The 18751-nt window shown below is 67.2% G+C and carries 22 protein-coding genes; 2 read left to right on the plus strand and 20 right to left on the minus strand.

What is annotated here, in order from left to right; translation table 11 throughout:
• Window positions 1-2: 2 nt before the first annotated feature.
• From rplE to rpsL, 18 genes are all read right to left on the minus strand, one after another.
• Window positions 3-590 carry a 50S ribosomal protein L5 gene (gene rplE, locus ABD331_RS54060; protein WP_148439692.1) on the minus strand — a complete coding sequence of 196 codons (588 nt, stop codon included), beginning with the start codon at window positions 588-590 and terminating at the stop codon, window positions 3-5.
• A complete protein-coding gene (gene rplX, locus ABD331_RS54065) occupies window positions 590-883 on the minus strand; it encodes a 50S ribosomal protein L24 (protein ID WP_262380101.1) in 294 nt (97 codons plus the stop codon). The genes rplE and rplX overlap by 1 nt, the downstream gene beginning before the upstream one ends.
• Window positions 884-895: 12 nt before the next feature.
• The gene (gene rplN / locus ABD331_RS54070) at window positions 896-1267 is read right to left on the minus strand and encodes a 50S ribosomal protein L14 (RefSeq protein ID WP_090769698.1); all 372 of its coding nucleotides are present in this window, start codon (window positions 1265-1267) and stop codon (window positions 896-898) included.
• 191 nt (window positions 1268-1458) lie between these two features.
• Window positions 1459-1764 (minus strand): 30S ribosomal protein S17, encoded by a 306-nt coding sequence (gene rpsQ, locus ABD331_RS54075; protein ID WP_344494218.1) that lies wholly within the window; start codon window positions 1762-1764, stop codon window positions 1459-1461.
• Window positions 1757-1993 carry a 50S ribosomal protein L29 gene (gene rpmC / locus ABD331_RS54080; protein WP_080047279.1) on the minus strand — a complete coding sequence of 79 codons (237 nt, stop codon included), beginning with the start codon at window positions 1991-1993 and terminating at the stop codon, window positions 1757-1759. The genes rpsQ and rpmC overlap by 8 nt, the downstream gene beginning before the upstream one ends.
• Window positions 1993-2412: a 50S ribosomal protein L16 gene (rplP, locus tag ABD331_RS54085; protein ID WP_125644673.1), complete on the minus strand. Its 420-nt coding sequence runs from the start codon at window positions 2410-2412 to the stop codon at window positions 1993-1995. Before rplP ends, rpmC begins: the two co-directional genes overlap by 1 nt.
• Window positions 2413-2414: 2 nt before the next feature.
• A complete protein-coding gene (gene rpsC, locus ABD331_RS54090; protein WP_080043234.1) occupies window positions 2415-3260 on the minus strand; it encodes a 30S ribosomal protein S3 in 846 nt (281 codons plus the stop codon).
• Window positions 3260-3613 (minus strand): 50S ribosomal protein L22, encoded by a 354-nt coding sequence (gene rplV, locus ABD331_RS54095; RefSeq protein ID WP_148439696.1) that lies wholly within the window; start codon window positions 3611-3613, stop codon window positions 3260-3262. Before rplV ends, rpsC begins: the two co-directional genes overlap by 1 nt.
• Before the next feature lie 24 nt (window positions 3614-3637).
• Window positions 3638-3916, minus strand: a complete 279-nt coding sequence (gene rpsS / locus ABD331_RS54100; protein WP_012887835.1) for a 30S ribosomal protein S19 — start codon at window positions 3914-3916, stop codon at window positions 3638-3640.
• A gap of 11 nt (window positions 3917-3927) precedes the next feature.
• On the minus strand, window positions 3928-4764 hold the full coding sequence (gene rplB / locus ABD331_RS54105; protein WP_043623439.1) for a 50S ribosomal protein L2: 837 nt from the start codon (window positions 4762-4764) through the stop codon (window positions 3928-3930).
• Window positions 4765-4869: 105 nt separating this feature from the next.
• On the minus strand, window positions 4870-5172 hold the full coding sequence (rplW, locus tag ABD331_RS54110) for a 50S ribosomal protein L23 (protein ID WP_111180891.1): 303 nt from the start codon (window positions 5170-5172) through the stop codon (window positions 4870-4872).
• Window positions 5172-5819 carry a 50S ribosomal protein L4 gene (rplD, locus tag ABD331_RS54115; protein ID WP_344494226.1) on the minus strand — a complete coding sequence of 216 codons (648 nt, stop codon included), beginning with the start codon at window positions 5817-5819 and terminating at the stop codon, window positions 5172-5174. Before rplD ends, rplW begins: the two co-directional genes overlap by 1 nt.
• Window positions 5816-6469 (minus strand): 50S ribosomal protein L3, encoded by a 654-nt coding sequence (gene rplC, locus ABD331_RS54120; RefSeq protein ID WP_148439698.1) that lies wholly within the window; start codon window positions 6467-6469, stop codon window positions 5816-5818. Before rplC ends, rplD begins: the two co-directional genes overlap by 4 nt.
• Window positions 6470-6483: 14 nt before the next feature.
• Window positions 6484-6792: a 30S ribosomal protein S10 gene (gene rpsJ, locus ABD331_RS54125; RefSeq protein WP_012887830.1), complete on the minus strand. Its 309-nt coding sequence runs from the start codon at window positions 6790-6792 to the stop codon at window positions 6484-6486.
• Between the two features lie 255 nt (window positions 6793-7047).
• Window positions 7048-8241: an elongation factor Tu gene (gene tuf / locus ABD331_RS54130; RefSeq protein ID WP_344494229.1), complete on the minus strand. Its 1194-nt coding sequence runs from the start codon at window positions 8239-8241 to the stop codon at window positions 7048-7050.
• A gap of 150 nt (window positions 8242-8391) precedes the next feature.
• Complete coding sequence (gene fusA, locus ABD331_RS54135; protein WP_425566266.1) at window positions 8392-10440, minus strand: elongation factor G; 2049 nt, start codon at window positions 10438-10440, stop codon at window positions 8392-8394.
• Window positions 10441-10524: 84 nt separating this feature from the next.
• On the minus strand, window positions 10525-10995 hold the full coding sequence (gene rpsG / locus ABD331_RS54140) for a 30S ribosomal protein S7 (protein WP_043623423.1): 471 nt from the start codon (window positions 10993-10995) through the stop codon (window positions 10525-10527).
• Window positions 10996-10997: 2 nt separating this feature from the next.
• Window positions 10998-11372 carry a 30S ribosomal protein S12 gene (gene rpsL / locus ABD331_RS54145; protein WP_020542315.1) on the minus strand — a complete coding sequence of 125 codons (375 nt, stop codon included), beginning with the start codon at window positions 11370-11372 and terminating at the stop codon, window positions 10998-11000.
• A gap of 550 nt (window positions 11373-11922) precedes the next feature.
• Between rpsL and ABD331_RS54150 the strand changes: the two genes are divergently transcribed.
• Window positions 11923-13761 carry an FHA domain-containing protein gene (locus ABD331_RS54150; RefSeq protein ID WP_344494235.1) on the plus strand — a complete coding sequence of 613 codons (1839 nt, stop codon included), beginning with the start codon at window positions 11923-11925 and terminating at the stop codon, window positions 13759-13761.
• Complete coding sequence (locus ABD331_RS54155; protein WP_344494237.1) at window positions 13758-14126, plus strand: DUF5955 family protein; 369 nt, start codon at window positions 13758-13760, stop codon at window positions 14124-14126. The genes ABD331_RS54150 and ABD331_RS54155 overlap by 4 nt, the downstream gene beginning before the upstream one ends.
• A 280-nt stretch (window positions 14127-14406) precedes the next feature.
• Here the strand turns inward: ABD331_RS54155 and ABD331_RS54160 are convergent, their stop codons facing one another.
• Both ABD331_RS54160 and ABD331_RS54165 read right to left on the minus strand, forming a co-directional pair.
• Window positions 14407-18282 (minus strand): DNA-directed RNA polymerase subunit beta', encoded by a 3876-nt coding sequence (locus ABD331_RS54160; RefSeq protein WP_344494239.1) that lies wholly within the window; start codon window positions 18280-18282, stop codon window positions 14407-14409.
• Between the two features lie 17 nt (window positions 18283-18299).
• A partial coding sequence (locus ABD331_RS54165) for a DNA-directed RNA polymerase subunit beta (protein ID WP_486348512.1) occupies window positions 18300-18751 on the minus strand: 452 nt, incomplete at its 5' end.

The following is an 18751-nucleotide window of genomic DNA, read 5'->3' on the forward strand; positions in this document are numbered from 1 at the left end:
GATCAGGCCTCCTTGAACGGGAAGCCGAGGAGCTTCAGCAGCGCCCGGCCCTGGTCGTCGTTCTTCGCGGTGGTCACGATCGTGATGTCCATGCCCCGCGGCCGGTCGACCTTGTCCTGGTCGACCTCGTGGAACATGACCTGCTCGGTCAGACCGAAGGTGTAGTTCCCGTTGCCGTCGAACTGCTTGGGCGACAGGCCGCGGAAGTCCCTGATTCGGGGCAGGGCCAGCGCCAGCAGCCGGTCGAGGAACTCCCACATGCGGTCGCCGCGCAGCGTGACGTGCGCGCCGATCGGCATGCCCTCGCGCAGCTTGAACTGCGCGATGGACTTGCGCGCCCGGACGACGGCCGGCTTCTGGCCGGTGATCGCGGTGAGGTCGCGGACGGCGCCTTCGATGAGCTTGGAGTCGCGAGCCGCCTCGCCCACGCCCATGTTGACCTTGATCTTGGTCAGGGCCGGGATCTGCATGACGTTCTCGATGCCGAACTGCTCGCGAAGCTGAGCCGCGATCTCCTCGCGGTACTTCGTCTTGAGTCGCGGCGTCGGACGCTCGGTCGCGGTCTCGTTCTCAGTGGTCGTGGCAGTCATCAGCTGTCCTCACCCGTCTCGTCGGCCTTCTTCTCGTCGGCCTTCTTGTCGGCGGGCTTGTCGTCCTTGAGCTTCTTCACGTTCGAGACGTGGATCGGAGCCTCGAGGGTCTGCACGCCGCCGGTCTTGGCGCCGCGCGGGCCCTGGTGGGTCTCCTTGGAGTGCTTCTTGATCATGTTGATGCCCTCGACCACCACGCGGTCCTCGCGCGGGAGAGTGGCGATCACACGGCCCTTGGCACCCTTGTCCTTGCCCGCGATGACCTGGACCAGGTCACCCTTCTTCACGTGCAGCGACTTCGGCATTTACAACACCTCCGGGGCGAGCGAGATGATGCGCATGAACTTCTTGTCGCGCAGCTCGCGGCCGACCGGGCCGAAGATACGAGTGCCACGAGGGTCACCGCTGTCCTTGATGATGACGGCGGCGTTCTCGTCGAAGCGGATGTAGGAGCCGTCGGGCCGGCGCCGCTCCTTGACCGTGCGGACGACGACGGCCTTGACCACGTCGCCCTTCTTGACGCCCGTGCTGCCCGGCAGCGCGTCCTTGACTGTCGCGACGATGATGTCGCCGATACCGGCGTAGCGTCGGCCCGAGCCACCGAGAACGCGGATGCAAAGGATCTCCTTCGCGCCCGTGTTGTCGGCGACCTTGAGCCGCGACTCCTGCTGGATCACGTCTACTCCTGTTAGTCGCGCCGGTTCTCATCTCTGAGCCTGGCGGAACCTGGCATTGTCTTGTTCCCACGGCCACAGCGCCCCAGAGGGCGCCGCACCGCAGGCGACGCGGGGCTTTGCGGCCCCGCGTCCTTGGACGCCGTCATGGGGGCTCTGGGAGCCCCCACGAGGCGCGGTATGTCGAGAGGGCCTTACTTGGCCTTCTCCAGGATCTCCACGACCCTCCACCGCTTGGTGGCGGAGAGGGGGCGGGTCTCCATCAGCAGCACGCGGTCGCCGACGCCGCAGGCGTTGGCCTCGTCGTGCGCCTTGTACTTGGTCGTACGGCGGATGACCTTGCCGTACAGACGGTGCTTCACGCGGTCCTCGACGGCGACGACGACGGTCTTGTCCATCTTGTCGCTGACGACGAGGCCCTCGCGGACCTTGCGGAAGTTCCGGGAGTCGCCGTTCTCGGTGGTCTCGGTGGTCTCGGTGGTCTCGGTGGTCTCAGCCATCGCTCGTCTCCTTCTCGACCGTGACGATGCCCAGCTCGCGCTCGCGCATCACGGTGTAGATACGGGCGATCTCGCGGCGGACGGCGCGCAGCCGCCCGTGGCTCTCCAACTGACCGGTCGCCGCCTGGAAGCGGAGGTTGAACAGCTCCTCCTTGGCCTCCTTGAGCTTCTGGACCAGGGTGTCCTGGTCCTCCACTCGCAGCTCGCCGGCGGTCAGGCCCTTAGCCATCACGCCTCACCCACTTCACGCTTAACGATCTTGCACTTCATCGGCAGCTTGTGGATCGCCCTGGTGAGCGCCTCACGCGCGACCGACTCCGCAACGCCGGACAGCTCGAACATCACGCGTCCGGGCTTGACGTTGGCGATCCACCACTCCGGCGAGCCCTTACCGGAACCCATGCGGGTCTCGGCGGGCTTCTTGGTGAGGGGACGGTCGGGGTAGATGTTGATCCACACCTTGCCGCCACGGCGGATGTGACGGGTCATGGCGATACGAGCGGACTCGATCTGGCGGTTGGTCACGTAGGAGTGCTCAACAGCCTGGATGCCGAACTCGCCGAACACGACCCTGGTGCCGCCCTTGGCGGCTCCGCTGCGGTCAGGCCGGTGCTGCTTGCGGTGCTTGACCCTGCGCGGGATCAGCATGGTCAGCTCCCTTCAGCACCCGGCTGCGCAGCCGGGCCGGTCTCGGGGGCGGCCTGCGAGGCCGCCTCGTTGCGGGGGGCGCGGTCGCCACGGCCGCCGCCACGACGGGGGCGGTCGCCGCCACCACGACGCGGACGGTCGCCGCCGCCACCACGACGGTCGTCGCGCTCGCGACGCTGGCCGGCACGAGCGCCGGCGGCGGCCGCCTCACGCTCGGCGCGGCTCGTCGGAGCCTCGCCCTTGTAGATCCAGACCTTCACGCCGATGCGGCCGAAGGTCGTACGGGCCTCGTAGAAGCCGTAGTCGATGTCCGCGCGGAGCGTGTGCAGGGGCACGCGGCCCTCGCGGTAGAACTCCGAGCGGGACATCTCGGCGCCGCCCAGACGACCGGAGCACTGGACACGGATGCCCTTGGCGCCGGACTTCATGGCCGACTGCATCGCCTTGCGCATGGCGCGGCGGAACGACACACGGCTCGACAGCTGCTCGGCCACGCCCTGCGCGACGAGCTGCGCGTCGATCTCCGGGTTCTTGACCTCGAGGATGTTGAGCTGGACCTGCTTCTTGGTCAGCTTCTCCAGGTCGCCACGGATCCGGTCGGCCTCGGCGCCGCGGCGGCCGATGACGATGCCGGGACGCGCGGTGTGGATGTCCACCTGCACGCGGTCCGTCGTGCGCTCGATCTCGACCTTGGAGATGCCGGCCCGCTCCATGCCCTTCTGCAGCATGCGACGGATCGCCACGTCCTCGGCGACATACGACTTGTACAGCTTGTCGGCGTACCACCGGCTCTTGAAGTCGGTCGTGATGCCGAGGCGGAACCCGTGCGGGTTAACCTTCTGGCCCACTATCGGGTCCTTCCCTTCGGCTCGCGGGACTCCACGATCACGGTGATGTGGCTCGTCCGCTTGTTGATCCGATAGGCGCGACCCTGTGCACGCGGACGGAACCGCTTCAGCGTCGGGCCCTCGTCGACCCACGCACGGCTCACGAAGAGCGTGTTGGGGTCGAGATCGAAGTTGTGCTCGGCGTTCGCCATGGCGGAGCTGAGCACCTTGTAGATCGGCTCGCTCGCCGACTGGGGAGCGAACTGCAGCACGGCCTGCGCCTCCGAAGCGGGCAGCCCGCGAATAAGGTCCACCACGCGGCGGGCCTTGAGGGGCGTGACACGGACGAACCGCGCCTGAGCCCTGGCTTCCATCGCTTTCTCCTACTTCCGGGACGCTTACCGCCGGCTGCGGCGGTCTTCCTTGACGTGGCTGCGGAACGTCCGCGTCGGGGCGAACTCTCCGAGCTTGTGACCGATCATCGACTCGGTGACGAACACCGGGACGTGCTTGCGGCCGTCGTGCACAGCGATCGTGTGCCCGAGCATGTCGGGAACGATCATGGAGCGACGCGACCACGTCTTGATGACGTTCTTGGTGCCCTTCTCGTTCTGGACGTCGACCTTCTTCTGAAGGTGGTCGTCCACGAAGGGGCCCTTCTTAAGGCTACGTGGCATTTCGGCTGCTCCTACCGCTTCTTCCTCTTGGACCGACGGCGGATGATCAGCCTGTCGCTGGCCTTGTTCGCCTGACGGGTACGGCCCTCGGGCTTGCCCTTGGGGTTCACCGGGTGACGACCACCGGAGGTCTTACCCTCACCACCACCGTGCGGGTGGTCGACGGGGTTCATGGCGACACCGCGGACGGTCGGGCGCTTGCCCTTCCACCGCATACGACCGGCCTTGCCCCAGTTGATGTTGGCCTGCTCGGCGTTGCCGACCTGACCGACGGTGGCGCGGCAGCGCACGTCCACCATGCGCATCTCACCGGACGGCATACGCAGCGTGGCGTAGGTGCCCTCCTTGGCGAGGAGCTGGATCTGAGCGCCCGCGGAACGACCGAGCTTGGCGCCACCACCCGGACGGAGCTCCACCGCGTGGATGAAGGTACCGGTCGGGATGTTGCGCAGCGGCAGGCAGTTGCCCGGCTTGATGTCGGCGGCGGGACCGTTCTCGATCCGGTCACCCTGCTTGAGGCCGGTCGGCGCGATGATGTAGCGCTTCTCGCCGTCGGCGTAGTGGAGCAGTGCGATGTTGGCGGTGCGGTTGGGGTCGTACTCGATGTGAGCGACCTTGGCCGGGATGCCGTCCTTGTCATGCCTGCGGAAGTCAATGATCCGGTAGGCGCGCTTGTGACCGCCGCCCTGGTGGCGAGCGGTGACCCGGCCGTGTACGTTGCGGCCGCCCTTGCTGTGAAGGGGCGCAAGCAGCGACTTCTCAGGAGTGCTGCGGGTGATCTCGGAGAAGTCCGAGACACTGGATCCGCGGCGACCCGGAGTCGTCGGCTTGTATTTACGGATGCCCATCTTTTTCGTTCATCCTTCGTCGGTTACATGGGTGAGCCCGCCGCACCGAAGTGCGACGGTCTCACCCCGCGGGCTCCTCGGGGAGCCCACTCACTTCTATGGCTGCTAGCCGATCTGACCGAAGATGTCGATCCGATCGCCCTCGACCAGGCTCACGATCGCGCGCTTGGTGTCGGGACGCTTGCCGAAGCCGGTACGGGTGCGCTTGCGCTTGCCCTGCCGGTTGATCGTGTTCACGCTGGTGACCTTGACCCCGAAGATCTGCTCAACGGCGATCTTGACCTGGGTCTTGTTCGCGGTCTTCTTCACCAGGAACGTGTACTTGTTGTTCTCATCGATCAGGCCGTAGCTCTTCTCAGAGACGACCGGCTTGATGATGATGTCGCGCGGGTCGGCGATCTTCTCCATCAGGCGTCTTCCTTCCCGCCACTCAGCCGCGCCACGACCTGGTCGTACGCCTCCTGGGTGAAAACGACGTCGTCGTGCACGAGCACGTCGTAGGTGTTGAGCTGCCCGGCGTCCAGCAGGTGGACCTCGGGAGCGTTGCGCAGGCTCATCCAGGTCAGCTCGTCGTCGCTGTCGACCACGACAAGGACGCGGGCGGACTGGGTGACCTTGCGCAGGGCCTCCAGAGCGGCCTTGGTCTTGGGCGTCTCGCCCGAGACCAGGGAGCTCACCACGTGCACGCGGTTGCCGCTCGCCCGGTCGGACAGGGCGCCACGCAGGGCGGCGACCTTCATCTTCTTGGGCGTGCGCTGCGAGTAGTCGCGCGGCACGGGGCCGTGGACGACGCCACCGCCGGTGAACTGCGGCGCGCGGGTCGAGCCCTGGCGGGCGCGGCCGGTGCCCTTCTGGCGGTACGGCTTCTTGCCGCCGCCGGAGACCTCACCACGGGTCTTGGCCTTGTGGGTGCCCTGCCGGCGAGCGGCGAGCTGGGCCACGACCACCTGGTGGATCAGCGGGACGTTGACCTTGGCGCCGAAGATGTCTTCGGGCAGGTCAACGGTGCCGGCCTTCGCGCCGCTGGCGTCGAGGACGTCAATAGTGGTGCTCACTTGGCAGCCCCCTTCTTGGCAGCGGTACGGACGAGGACCAGGCTGCCGTTGGCGCCGGGGATCGCACCCTTGATCAGGATGAGGCCCTTCTCGGCGTCCACGGCGTGAACCTTGAGGCTCTGCACAGTGGTGCGGACGTTACCCATCCGACCAGCCATGCGCAGACCCTTGAAAACGCGGCCCGGGGTGGCGCAGCCACCGATGGAACCCGGCGAGCGGTGCTTGCGCTGCGTACCGTGCGACGCGCCCAGACCACCGAAGCCGTGCCGCTTCATGACACCGGCGAAGCCCTTGCCCTTGCTCTTGCCCGTCACGTCGACGAACTGGCCCGCCTCGAAGGTGTCGGCCAGCAGCTCCTGGCCCAGGGTGTAGTCGCTCGCGTCGTCGGTGCGGATCTCCGCGAAGTAACGGCGCGGGGTGATGTCGTGCTTACGCAGGTAGTCGCCGAGCGGCTTGTTGACCTTCCGGGGGTCGACCTGCCCGAAGCCGAGCTGAACGGCGGAGTAGCCGTCCTTCTCTGCGGTGCGGACGCGGGTCACCACGCACGGACCGGCCTCGACCACGGTGACCGGAACGAGCCGGTTGTCCGCGTCGAAGACCTGGGTCATGCCGAGCTTCTTGCCCAGGACGCCCTTGATCGTCTTAGCCATGTCAGTGCGTTCCCTCAGAGCTTGATCGAAATGTCGACACCCGCGGGGAGGTCGAGCCGCATGAGCGAGTCAACCGTCTTGGGGGTCGGGTCGATGATGTCAATCAGCCGCTTGTGCGTGCGCATCTCGAAGTGCTCGCGGCTGTCCTTGTACTTGTGCGGCGAGCGGATGACGCAGTACACGTTCTTCTCGGTCGGCAGCGGCACCGGGCCCGCGACCTTCGCGCCAGTCCGCGTCACCGTCTCGACGATCTTCTTGGCCGAGCTGTCGATGACCTCGTGGTCATAGGCCTTGAGCCGAATGCGGATCTTCTGTCCCGCCATAGTGGCCTCGGTGTCCTTCGCTGTCGTCTGAAAAAGTATCGTGCGGCCTGTGCCGCTGTGTGTTCATGCAGGTGCAACCCCGCATTTACCCCACGAGGCAGACGTAGTCGATCTGCCTTTTCTTCCGTGATCCGGCAGTGACTTCGGTCACTCGGCCGAAGTGACTGCTGGATCACGGCGCCTCTGCATGGGGGCCCTACGTGGTGCGGCGGTCGGCCCGAAGGTTCGGGGCCGACCGCCGCCCCGACGGTCAAGCTACTTGATGATCTTCACGACCCGGCCGGCGCCGACGGTGCGGCCACCCTCACGGATCGCGAACTTGAGGCCTTCCTCCATGGCGATGGGCTGGATCAGCTCAACGCGCATCTCGGTGTTGTCGCCCGGCATGACCATCTCGGTGCCCTCGGGGAGGTTCACAACACCGGTCACGTCAGTCGTACGGAAGTAGAACTGAGGACGGTAGTTGTTGAAGAACGGCGTGTGACGGCCGCCCTCGTCCTTGGACAGGATGTAGACCTGGCCGGTGAACTCGGTGTGCGGGGTGGTCGTGCCCGGCTTGATGATGCACTGGCCGCGCTCGACGTCGTCGCGCTTGATGCCGCGGAGCAGCAGGGCGGCGTTGTCACCCGCGTGACCCTCGTCGAGCATCTTGTTGAACATCTCGATGCTGGTGACGGTGGTCGTCGTCTTCTCCGGCTTGATGCCGATGATGTCGACCTGCTCGTTGACCTTGACGATGCCGCGCTCGATACGACCGGTGACGACGGTGCCGCGACCGGTGATCGAGAAGACGTCCTCGACCGGCATGAGGAACGGCTTCTCCGTCTCACGCGGGGGCTCGGGGACGTTCTCGTCCACGGCGTTCATCAGCTCGACGATGCTGTCGGCCCACTTCTCGTCGCCCTCAAGAGCCTTGAGCGCGGAGACGCGGACGACGGGCAGGTCGTCGCCGGGGAACTCCTGAGCGGACAGGAGCTCACGGACCTCGAGCTCGACGAGCTCCAGGATCTCCTCGTCGTCCACCATGTCGGACTTGTTCAGAGCCACGACGATGTAGGGAACGCCGACCTGGCGGGCCAGGAGGACGTGCTCCTTCGTCTGCGGCATCGGGCCGTCGGTGGCGGCGACCACGAGGATGGCGCCGTCCATCTGAGCGGCACCGGTGATCATGTTCTTGACGTAGTCGGCGTGACCCGGGCAGTCAACGTGCGCGTAGTGACGCTTCTCCGTCTGGTACTCGACGTGCGCGATGGAGATCGTAATACCGCGAGCCTTCTCCTCCGGCGCCTTGTCGATCTTGTCGAACGGGGTCGCCTTGTTGAGCTCGGGGAAACGGTCGTGGAGCACCTTGGTGATCGCCGCGGTCAGCGTGGTCTTGCCGTGGTCGATGTGCCCAATGGTGCCGATGTTCATGTGCGGCTTGGTCCGCTCGAACTTGGCCTTAGCCACTGGTTCTCTCCTTGAGAATCTGACTGACTTTCGTCTACACACTCGGGCCCGGGAACTCCCGAACCCCTTGGCGGTGGGGTGGCTCTCACCACCCCACCAGGGACCAGGACAGAAGTCCCGGTCCGATCCCTCGCGGGATCGGACTGGAAACTACTCGCCCCGGGCCTTCGCGACGATCTCCTTGGCGATGCCCGGAGGCACCTCCGCGTAGGAGTCGAACTGCATGCTGTAGCTCGCGCGCCCCTGCGTCTTGCTACGCAGGTCACCCACGTAGCCGAACATCTCAGACAGCGGCACGAGCGCCTGGACGACCTTGGCGCCGGCCCGGTCGTCCATCGCCTGGATCTGCCCGCGGCGACCGTTGAGGTCACCGATGACGTCACCCATGTAGTCCTCGGGCGTGGTCACCTCGACGGCCATCATCGGCTCGAGGAGCACGGCGTCCGCCTTGCGCGCGGCCTCCTTGAAGGCCATCGAACCGGCGATCTTGAACGCCATTTCCGAGGAGTCCACGTCGTGGGCCGCACCGTCGGTCAGCGTAACCTTCACGCCCACCATCGGGTAACCGGCCAGCACGCCGAACTCGGCGGCCTCCTGGGCGCCGGCGTCGACCGACGGGATGTACTCCCTCGGGACGCGGCCACCGGTGACCTTGTTCTCGAACTCGTAGCCGTCGTTGCCTTCGCCCAGCGGCTCGAGGTTGATGATCACCCGCGCGAACTGACCGGAACCACCGGTCTGCTTCTTGTGGGTGTAGTCGATCTTCTCCACCTTGCGGCGGATGGTCTCGCGGTAGGCCACCTGCGGGCGGCCGACGTTGGCCTCGACCTTGAACTCGCGACGCATGCGGTCGACGAGGATCTCGAGGTGAAGCTCGCCCATGCCCCAGATGACCGTCTGACCGGTCTCCTCGTCACGGCGGACCTGGAAGGACGGGTCCTCCTCGGCCAGCCGCTGGATGGCGGTGGACAGCTTCTCCTGGTCACCCTTGGTCTTCGGCTCGATGGCGACGTTGATGACCGGGGCCGGGAACGTCATCGACTCGAGCACGACCTGGTGGGTCGGGTCGGACAGGGTGTCGCCGGTGGTGGTGTCCTTCAGACCCATCACGGCGACGATCTGACCGGCGATCGCCGTCGGGCGCTCCTCGCGCTTGTTGGCGTGCATCTGGTAGATCTTGCCGATCCGCTCCTTCTTGCCCTTCACAGAGTTGATGACCTGTGAACCGGCCTCGAGCGTGCCCGAGTAGATGCGGATGTAGGTGATCTTGCCCAGGTGCGGGTCGCTGGCAATCTTGAAGGCCAGCGCGGAGAACGGCTCCGTCGGGTCCGCGTGACGCTCGATGACCTTCTCCTCGTTGCCGACCGCGTGGCCCTTGAAGGCCGGGATGTCGGTCGGGGCGGGGAGGTAGGCCACGATCGCGTCGAGCAGGGGCTGAACACCCTTGTTCTTGAACGCGGTGCCGCACAGGACGGGGTTGATGGCGCTGGCCAGCGTCGCGCGGCGGATCGCCGCGACCAGCTGCTCCTCGGTGGGCTCGGTGCCCTCGAGGAAGAGCTCCATCAGCTCGTCGTCGTTCTCGGCGACCGTCTCGATGAGGCGGTCACGCCACTCGCGAGCGGCGTCGGCGTGGTCGGCCGGGATGTCGACGGTGTCGTACATCTCGCCCTTGGCCGCCTCGGCGCTCCAGATGAGCCCCTTCATCTTGATGAGGTCGATGACGCCCTTGAAGTCGGCCTCAACACCCCACGGGAGCTGGATGACGGCCGGGGTCGCGCCCAGACGGCCGATCATCATGTCGACGCAGCGGTGGAACTCCGCGCCGACACGGTCCATCTTGTTGACGAAGCAGATCCGGGGGACGTCGTAGCGGTCGGCCTGACGCCACACCGTCTCCGACTGCGGCTCGACACCGGCCACCCCGTCGAACACGGCGACGGCACCGTCGAGGACGCGCAGCGAGCGCTCGACCTCGATGGTGAAGTCGACGTGACCCGGAGTGTCGATGATGTTGATCGTGTGACCGATCCACTCACAGGTGGTCGCGGCAGACGTGATCGTGATGCCGCGCTCCTGCTCCTGCTCCATCCAGTCCATCGTGGCAGCGCCTTCGTGGACCTCACCGATCTTGTAGTTGATACCGGTGTAGAACAGGATGCGCTCGGTCGTGGTGGTCTTGCCCGCGTCGATATGGGCCATGATCCCGATGTTTCGGACCTTGGCCAGGTCAAGAGCGGTCTGGGTGGCCACTTCTCTCGCGTCCTCGTCGTCTCGTCGAACCCACTACCAGCGGTAGTGAGCGAAGGCCTTGTTGGACTCGGCCATCTTGTGGGTGTCCTCGCGCTTCTTGACGCTCGCCCCGAGGCCGTTGCTGGCGTCGAGGAGCTCGTTCATGAGGCGCTCGGTCATGGTCTTCTCGCGGCGGGCGCGGGAGTACTGCACCAGCCAGCGCAGGGCCAGGGTGGTGCTGCGCGCGGCGCGCACCTCGACCGGCACCTGGTAGGTCGCGCCACCGACGCGACGGCTGCGGACCTCAAGGGTCGGCTTGACGTTGTCAAGCGCGCGCTTCAGGGTGACGACCGGGTCGTTGCCCGTCTTCTCCCTGCAGCCCTCGAGGGCGCCGTAGACGATCGACTGCGCGATGGAGCGCTTGCCGTCCAGGAGCACCTTGTTGATCAGGGCGGTCACCAGCGGCGAGCTGTAAACCGGGTCAGACATGAGCTGACGGCGGCCAGGAGAACCCTTACGAGGCATGGTTAGCTCTTCTCCTTCTTCGCGCCGTAGCGGCTGCGGGCCTGCTTGCGGTTGCGGACACCCTGGGTGTCGAGCGAACCGCGGATGATCTTGTAGCGAACACCAGGCAGGTCCTTCACACGACCGCCACGCACGAGCACGATGGAGTGCTCCTGAAGGTTGTGGCCCACACCGGGGATGTAAGCCGTGACCTCGATGCCGTTCGTGAGCCGAACGCGGGCCACCTTGCGCAGTGCCGAGTTGGGCTTCTTCGGAGTCGTGGTGTAAACGCGCTGGCACACGCCGCGCCGCTGCGGACTCCCCTTGAGGGCAGGAGTCTTGGTCTTTGAGACCTTGTCCTGCCGGCCCTTGCGGACCAACTGCTGAATAGTGGGCACTGCCACTCCGTTTCGTGCCTTGGCCGGTGTCACGTCAAAAGGTCTTGCTTTTCGCAGGTACTGCCGGTGTCATGACCTGCTGATTTTTCTTGTCTCGGTGCCCCCGCGCTCGGGCGTGTCGCGCTGTCCGCACACACACGTCCGTGAGGATTACGAGCCAGGAAGCCGTCCCGCGCCCGCAATGAGCGCACGGTCGAGAGCCCGCTAGAAGACGGGCACGATGCTCAAGACTACCCAGGCCCTGGCGACACGTCAAAACGGCGCGACAAGACGGACAAGCCTTGTCACTCCGGGTCGCCGGGGCCTTCTCATCCAGCCCATCTACAGCTCCGGACGTCATGATATCGGCCTCCGCGACCATCTCGCGAGCGCTTCGCCGAAGCTGCGGCATCGGTCTGGTTAAGACTGGACGACCGTGCCTAGGGTAATCCCCAGGTCACTCCCTGACGCCGACTCCTCACCGCGCGGCTAGCGTCACCTGGCGAATCGTCGAGAGGGTTGACGCAGATGCACAAGCTCCTCCCAGGGCCGCGCCCGGACGGAGGCCGCGTTGTCTGAGGCGGCCGGCGGGCTGTGGCCCGGTTCCCCCATCTCCCCCTTCGAGCTCGTCCTCGTGCGCCCGCACGAGCTGCGCGGCGTGCGCCTGCCCGTCTCCGAGGCGCCGGTCGAGATCGGCCGCACCGCGCCGTTGCGCATCGACTCCGAGGAGATCAGCCGCAGGCACGCCAGGATCTGGCTGGCCGGCGGCTCCGCCTGGATCAGCGACTGCGGCTCCACCAACGGCACCTGGGTCAACGACACGCGCATCCAGCAGCCCGTACGCCTGGCCGTCGGACAGCGGGTCCGCATGGGCGGTGTGGAGGCGGTCCTGCAGATCCAGGGCGGCGGCCTGCCGGAGGAGCACCACACGACCTCCGCCCCGATCCAGCGCCCCACCAACACCACCCGCTACCTGTGCGCCGCCGGCTATCTCGACGACTCCTTCGCCCACGAGGTCATCCGCGAGACCCTCGGCCACCCGTACCGCGCCACCGCCCCCTCCTACGGCGTGGACCTGCCCGCCGTCGCCAGGCACGCGCTCGCCGCCGAGCGGCATCGCGCGGTCCGCGACGTCCTCCTGCTGCTCCTCGCCGCCGCCACGCTCGTCCTGGCGGCCGCTGCGGCACTGCCGGACGTGGACGCCCTGGACACGATGAACGACCTCCTGGACGACCTGGACGACCTCGGCCGGCTCCGCCTGGCCCTGCTCGCCCTGATCCCCCTCACGGCGGCCTGGGCGGTGGTGGCGGCACACCTGTTCACCACCAGGGTCGTCGTGCTCGGCGGACGCCTGTCCAGCCGCCGCTTCTCCCCCGGCGCCGCGCCCGCCCCGCTCGGCCCGCGCGCCCGCCACCAGGTCGGCCGCCTCGTCCAGGCCCAGCACGGCAACGTCATGGTCTTCTCCGGCTACCGGCCCTTCGTCGGCAGCGGCGAGGAGTACCACGGCTGGTCCTTCGCCATCGACATCACCAAGGCCGCCTCCAAGAACCGCCCGCCCAAGCCGTTCCACTCCGACGACGTGCACGCCCACCTCGCCAGGGAGGTGGCCGCCACCGGCCTGCCCAACCTGCGGCTGACCGAGCGCCTGTTCATCAACGGCGTCGACGTCAACCACGCCCCCGACCTGCTGCCGGACCCCCTCGCCCCGCCGCTCGTCACGGCCGACACCGAGCTGCTGCGCGCGGTGTCGCGCACCCCCGAGTCCTCCGCCCGCGTCTACCTCTGCGTGGAGGTGCTCGGCTGGGGCGGCCAGCTCATCGTGACCGTCTTCATCAGGGCCATCCGGCTGCGCGGCTCCCTGTTCCTGGAGGGCAGCACGTACATGCTGTATCCGCTGGCGCCGGAGTACTCCCAGGTGGACCGGATCTCCTCCGACGTCCTCACCGGCATCGCCGTCGCCATCGGCGCCGGCGCCGTCAGGACGATCCCCCTGCTGGTCACCGCCCCGTACCGGATCGCCAGGCGCTGGGGCAGAGGCGCCGCCCTGCGCCGCCAGGAGCGCGACGACCGCACCGTCATCCAGAACCGCGGCCTGTACGACTACGGCGCCTCCAGGAGCGTGCGGGAGCTCGCCATGGGCGACGACCTGCGCCGCTTCTTCATCGAACGCGACGTCGAGATGTTCGACCAGGTCGTGCACGAGGCGGTGTTCAAGGCCATCAGCCGCTTCCTCGTCGAGCACGGCATCGACACCGGCGAGGTCGCCCAGCGCATCACCCAGATCACCAACAACAAGATCGACGCCCGCGGCTCGAACTTCGGCAACGCTCCCGGCTCCAACTTCGGCAACGCCCCGGGCTCCCACTTCCGCGGCAACACCGGCCCAGCCCAGAAAGGCGACACCCCATGACCCACCACGAGGGCGGCAACCACGGCGGCGCCAACTACGGCAACGCCCCGGGCTCCAACTTCGGCCACGCCCCCGGCTCCCGCTTCCACGGCGTGGTCCACGACCACGGCACCGCCGCCCAGCAGGAGGAGCTGCGCGCCCTCATCGACGGGCTGATGAACGCCGTCGCCCGCCACCACAACCAGCTCGCCGACCCGGACGGCGCGAGCACGGCGGTCGAGCTGCTGCGGGAGGAGGTGGCGGGCGACCAGCGGCCGAACCGCCTCATGGGCTTCCTCACCATGCTGACGGCCTCGGCCGGCGGGGTGACGGCGATCAGCGAAGCGGCCACCAAGGTCAGGGACCTCGTCACGGCGATGCTGTGAACCTGGCGCCGTGACGGCGGCCCGCCACTGAAGGGCTCAGAGGGCGTCTCCCTGGAAGGCCCTCAGCCCCGTGCGGGGGGTGGTGGAGGGGCGGCTTGCCGTAAAGACAAAAGCGCGCCCGCGTGCGGGCGCGTCACTCACACGGAAAGCAGCGCACCCACGCGCGGGCGCGCCACTCACGTCGGAGCAGCACGGCCGTGCGCGGGCTCGTCACTCACACCGGAAAAGCAACGCGCCCGGGCCTCTCGAAAACGAGACCCGGGCGCATCACCTGGAGCAATTACCGGTTGTACTGGCCGAAGTCGTATTCCTCGAGCGGGACGGCCTCGCCGCTGCCCGTGCCGAAGGTGTAGTCGGCCGCGGAGCCGTCGTAGCCGCCGACGGTGTACATGGCCGCCTTGGCCTCCTCGGTCGGCTCGACCCGGATGTTGCGGTACTGGGGCATGCCCGTACCGGCCGGGATGAGCTTACCGATGATGACGTTCTCCTTCAGGCCCAGCAGCGAGTCGGACTTGGCGTGGATCGCCGCGTCCGTCAGCACCCTGGTCGTCTCCTGGAAGGAGGCCGCCGACAGCCACGACTCGGTGGCCAGCGACGCCTTCGTGATGCCCATGAGGACCGGACGGCCGGCGGCGGGCGAGCCACCCTCGGCCACGGTCTCGCGGTTCATGTTCTCGAAGCGCGGACGCTCGACGAGCTCGCCGGGCAGCAGGTCGGTGTCACCGGACTCCAGCACGTTCACGCGCTTGAGCATCTGCCGCACGATGATCTCGATGTGCTTGTCGTGGATCGACACACCCTGCGAGCGGTAGACCTGCTGGACCTCCGCCACCAGGTGCAGCTGCACGGCCCGCGGGCCGAGGATGCGCAGCACCTCGTTGGGGTTGACGGCACCGGCGACGAGCTGCTGCCCGACCGTGACGCGCTGCCCGTCCTGCACGAGCAGGCGCGAGCGCATCGAGACCGGGTAGGCGATCTCCTCCGAGCCGTCGTCCGGCGTGATGACGATCTTCCTGGTCTTGTCGGTCTCGTCGATGCGAGCCCGGCCCTCGGCCTCGGAGATCGGGGCGACACCCTTGGGGATGCGCGCCTCGAAGAGCTCCGTGACACGGGGCAGACCGTGGGTGATGTCGGCGCCGGCCACACCACCGGTGTGGAAGGTACGCATCGTCAGCTGCGTGCCGGGCTCACCGATCGACTGGGCGGCGATGATGCCGACGGCCTCGCCGACGTCCACGAGCTTGCCGGTGGCCAGCGAGCGGCCGTAGCAGGTCGCGCAGACACCGATCTTGGCCTCGCAGACGAGCGCGCTGCGGGTGCGGACGGTCTCGACGCCGGCCTCGACCAGCTTCGTCACGTGGATGTCGTTGATGTCGACACCCGCCGGGGCGATGATCTTGCCGTCGACCTCGACGTCCTCGGCCAGGATGCGGCCGTGCACGTTGGACTCGGCGTTCTCCGCCTTGACCAGGTTGCCCGCCGGGTCGCGGTCGGCCACGTGCAGCGGGACCGCGCGGTCGGTGCCGCAGTCGATCTCGCGGACGATGACGTCCTGCGCCACGTCCACCAGACGACGGGTCAGGTAACCCGAGTCGGCGGTACGCAGGGCGGTGTCGGCCAGACCCTTTCGCTGACCGTGGGTGGAGATGAAGTACTCCAGCACCGACAGGCCCTCGCGGAACGAGGCCTTGATCGGCCGCGGGATCGTCTCACCCTTGGTGTTGGACACCAGGCCGCGGATGCCGGCGATCTGCCGGACCTGCATCTTGTTACCGCGGGCGCCGGAGTTGACCATCATCCAGACCGGGTTGGTCGCCGGGAAGGCGTTGACCATGTCGGTCTCGACGTCGGCCGTCGCGTGCGTCCAGATCTCGATGAGCTCCTGACGGCGCTCCTCGTCGGTGATCAGACCGCGCTCGTACTCGCGCTGAACCTTGTCGGCCCGGCGCTCGTAGTTCTCCATGATGTCTTGCTTGTTCGGAGGCGCGACGACGTCCTCGATCGAGATCGTGACACCGGAGCGGGTCGCCCAGCGGAAGCCGGCGTCCTTGAGCGCGTCGAGCGAGTTGGCGACCTCGATCTTGGGGTAGGTCTCCGCCAGCTCGTTCACGATCGTGGACAGCTGCTTCTTGCCGACCTGGAAGTCGACGAAGGGGTAGCTGTCAGGCAGCGTCTGGTTGAACAGGCACCGGCCGAAGGTGGTCTCGAGCCGGATCGGGTCGCCCTGCTCCCAGCCCTCGGGGGCCACCCACTCGCGCGGCGGCAGGACGTCCTTGAGCCGGATCTGGATCTTCGCCTGGATCTCCAGCTCGCGGCGGTCGAAGGCCATCTGCGCCTCGGCGATGGAGCCGAACACGCGGCCCTCGCCGATCGCGCCGTCCTTCTGGGTGGTCAGCCAGTAGAGGCCGATGACCATGTCCTGGGTGGGCATGGTGACGGGCTTGCCGTCGGCCGGCTTGAGGATGTTGTTGGTCGAGAGCATCAGGATGCGTGCCTCGGCCTGGGCCTCAGCCGACAGCGGCAGGTGCACGGCCATCTGGTCGCCGTCGAAGTCCGCGTTGAAGGCGGTGCAGACGAGCGGGTGGATCTGGATGGCCTTGCCCTCGACGAGCTGCGGCTCGAACGCCTGGATGCCCAGGCGGTGGAGCGTCGGCGCGCGGTTGAGCAGCACCGGGTGCTCGGTGATGACCTCTTCGAGCACGTCCCACACCACGGGGCGGGCGCGCTCGACCATCCGCTTGGCCGACTTGATGTTCTGCGCGTGGTTGAGGTCCACGAGCCGCTTCATCACGAACGGCTTGAACAGCTCCAGCGCCATCTGCTTGGGCAGACCGCACTGGTGCAGCTTGAGCTGCGGGCCGACGACGATGACCGAACGGCCGGAGTAGTCGACTCGCTTGCCCAGCAGGTTCTGGCGGAAACGACCCTGCTTGCCCTTCAGCATGTCGCTGAGGGACTTCAGCGGCCGGTTGCCGGGACCGGTGACCGGGCGACCGCGGCGGCCGTTGTCGAACAGCGCGTCCACGGCCTCCTGCAGCATCCGCTTCTCGTTGTTCACGATGATCTCGGGCGCGCCGAGGTCGAGCAGACGCTTGAGGCGGTTGTTGCGGTTGATGACCCGGCGGTACAGGTCGTTGAGGTCGGACGTGGCGAACCGGCCACCGTCGAGCTGCACCATCGGGCGCAGGTCCGGCGGGATGACCGGGATGCAGTCGAGCACCATGCCGCGCGGCGAGTTGGTGGTGTTCAGGAACGCCGACACGACCTTGAGCCGCTTGAGGGCGCGGGCCTTCTTCTGGCCCTTGCCGCTGCGGATCGTCTCGCGCAGGTTCTCGGCCTCGGCGTCGAGGTCGAAGCTGATCAGCCGGTCCTGGATCGCCTGCGCGCCCATGCCGCCCTTGAAGTAGCGGCCGAAGCGGTCGCGCATCTCGCGGTAGAGCAGCTCGTCGCCCTCGAGGTCCTGGACCTTGAGGTTCTTGAAGCGGCTCCAGACCTCGTCGAGCCGGTCCAGCTCGCGCTGGGCGCGGTCGCGCAGCTGACGCATCTCGCGCTCGGCGCCCTCGCGGACCTTGCGGCGCTGGTCGCCCTTGGCTCCGGCGGCCTCCAGCTCGGCCAGGTCGGCCTCGAGCTTCTTCTGCCGGGCCTCGACGTCGGCGTCGCGGCGCTGCTCGATGTGCTGCCGCTCGACGGAGATCTTCGCCTCCAGCGAGGGCAGGTCACGCTCACGCATCTCGGTGTCGACATGCGTGATCATGTACGCCGCGAAGTAGATGACCTTCTCCAGGTCCTTCGGGGCCAGGTCGAGCAGGTAGCCGAGGCGCGAGGGGACGCCCTTGAAGTACCAGATGTGCGTGACGGGCGCGGCCAGCTCGATGTGGCCCATCCGCTCACGACGCACCTTGGCCCGGGTCACCTCGACGCCACAGCGCTCACAGATGATGCCCTTGAACCGGACGCGCTTGTACTTACCGCAGTAGCACTCCCAGTCGCGGGTCGGACCGAAGATCTTCTCGCAGAAGAGCCCGTCCTTTTCCGGCTTGAGGGTTCGGTAGTTGATCGTCTCGGGCTTCTTGACCTCGCCGTGCGACCACTGACGGATGTCGTCTGCGGTCGCAAGGCCGATCCTGAGCTCGTCGAAGAAGTTGACGTCTAGCATTGTGTGCGATCTCCCCCTCAGACTTCTTCCACGCTGCTCGGCTCACGCCGGGACAGGTCGATACCGAGCTCCTCCGCCGCGCGGAAGACGTCCTCGTCGGTGTCACGCATCTCGATGGACATGCCGTCGCTGGAGAGCACCTCGACGTTGAGGCACAGCGACTGCATCTCCTTGATGAGCACCTTGAAGGACTCGGGGATGCCCGGCTCGGGAATGTTCTCGCCCTTGACGATGGCCTCGTAGACCTTCACCCGGCCGAGAACGTCGTCGGACTTGATGGTCAGCAGCTCCTGCAGCGCGTACGCGGCGCCGTACGCCTCCAGCGCCCACACCTCCATCTCACCGAAGCGCTGGCCGCCGAACTGGGCCTTACCGCCGAGCGGCTGCTGGGTGATCATGGAGTACGGGCCGGTCGACCGGGCGTGGATCTTGTCGTCGACCAGGTGCAGCAGCTTGAGGATGTAGATGT

This window comes from Nonomuraea monospora, from assembly GCF_039531895.1.
GTDB classification, from domain to species: Bacteria; Actinomycetota; Actinomycetes; order Streptosporangiales; family Streptosporangiaceae; genus Nonomuraea; species Nonomuraea monospora.

Excerpts from the sequence above, each read along its gene's own strand:
- rplW (WP_111180891.1), bottom strand. The coding sequence starts at position 5,172 with ATGGAGAAGATCGCCGACCCGCGCGACATCATCATCAAGCCGGTCGTC.
- ABD331_RS54160 (WP_344494239.1), bottom strand. The coding sequence starts at position 18,282 with ATGCTAGACGTCAACTTCTTCGACGAGCTCAGGATCGGCCTTGCGACC.
- rpsQ (WP_344494218.1), bottom strand. The coding sequence starts at position 1,764 with ATGGCTGAGACCACCGAGACCACCGAGACCACCGAGACCACCGAGAAC.
- ABD331_RS54155 (WP_344494237.1), top strand. The coding sequence starts at position 13,758 with ATGACCCACCACGAGGGCGGCAACCACGGCGGCGCCAACTACGGCAAC.
- rplP (WP_125644673.1), bottom strand. The coding sequence starts at position 2,412 with ATGCTGATCCCGCGCAGGGTCAAGCACCGCAAGCAGCACCGGCCTGAC.
- rpsJ (WP_012887830.1), bottom strand. The coding sequence starts at position 6,792 with ATGGCGGGACAGAAGATCCGCATTCGGCTCAAGGCCTATGACCACGAG.
- rplV (WP_148439696.1), bottom strand. The coding sequence starts at position 3,613 with ATGGAAGCCAGGGCTCAGGCGCGGTTCGTCCGTGTCACGCCCCTCAAG.
- rplE (WP_148439692.1), bottom strand. The coding sequence starts at position 590 with ATGACTGCCACGACCACTGAGAACGAGACCGCGACCGAGCGTCCGACG.
- rpsG (WP_043623423.1), bottom strand. The coding sequence starts at position 10,995 with ATGCCTCGTAAGGGTTCTCCTGGCCGCCGTCAGCTCATGTCTGACCCG.
- rpsS (WP_012887835.1), bottom strand. The coding sequence starts at position 3,916 with ATGCCACGTAGCCTTAAGAAGGGCCCCTTCGTGGACGACCACCTTCAG.
- fusA (WP_425566266.1), bottom strand. The coding sequence starts at position 10,440 with ATGGCCCATATCGACGCGGGCAAGACCACCACGACCGAGCGCATCCTG.
- rplB (WP_043623439.1), bottom strand. The coding sequence starts at position 4,764 with ATGGGCATCCGTAAATACAAGCCGACGACTCCGGGTCGCCGCGGATCC.
- rplC (WP_148439698.1), bottom strand. The coding sequence starts at position 6,469 with ATGGCTAAGACGATCAAGGGCGTCCTGGGCAAGAAGCTCGGCATGACC.
- rpmC (WP_080047279.1), bottom strand. The coding sequence starts at position 1,993 with ATGGCTAAGGGCCTGACCGCCGGCGAGCTGCGAGTGGAGGACCAGGAC.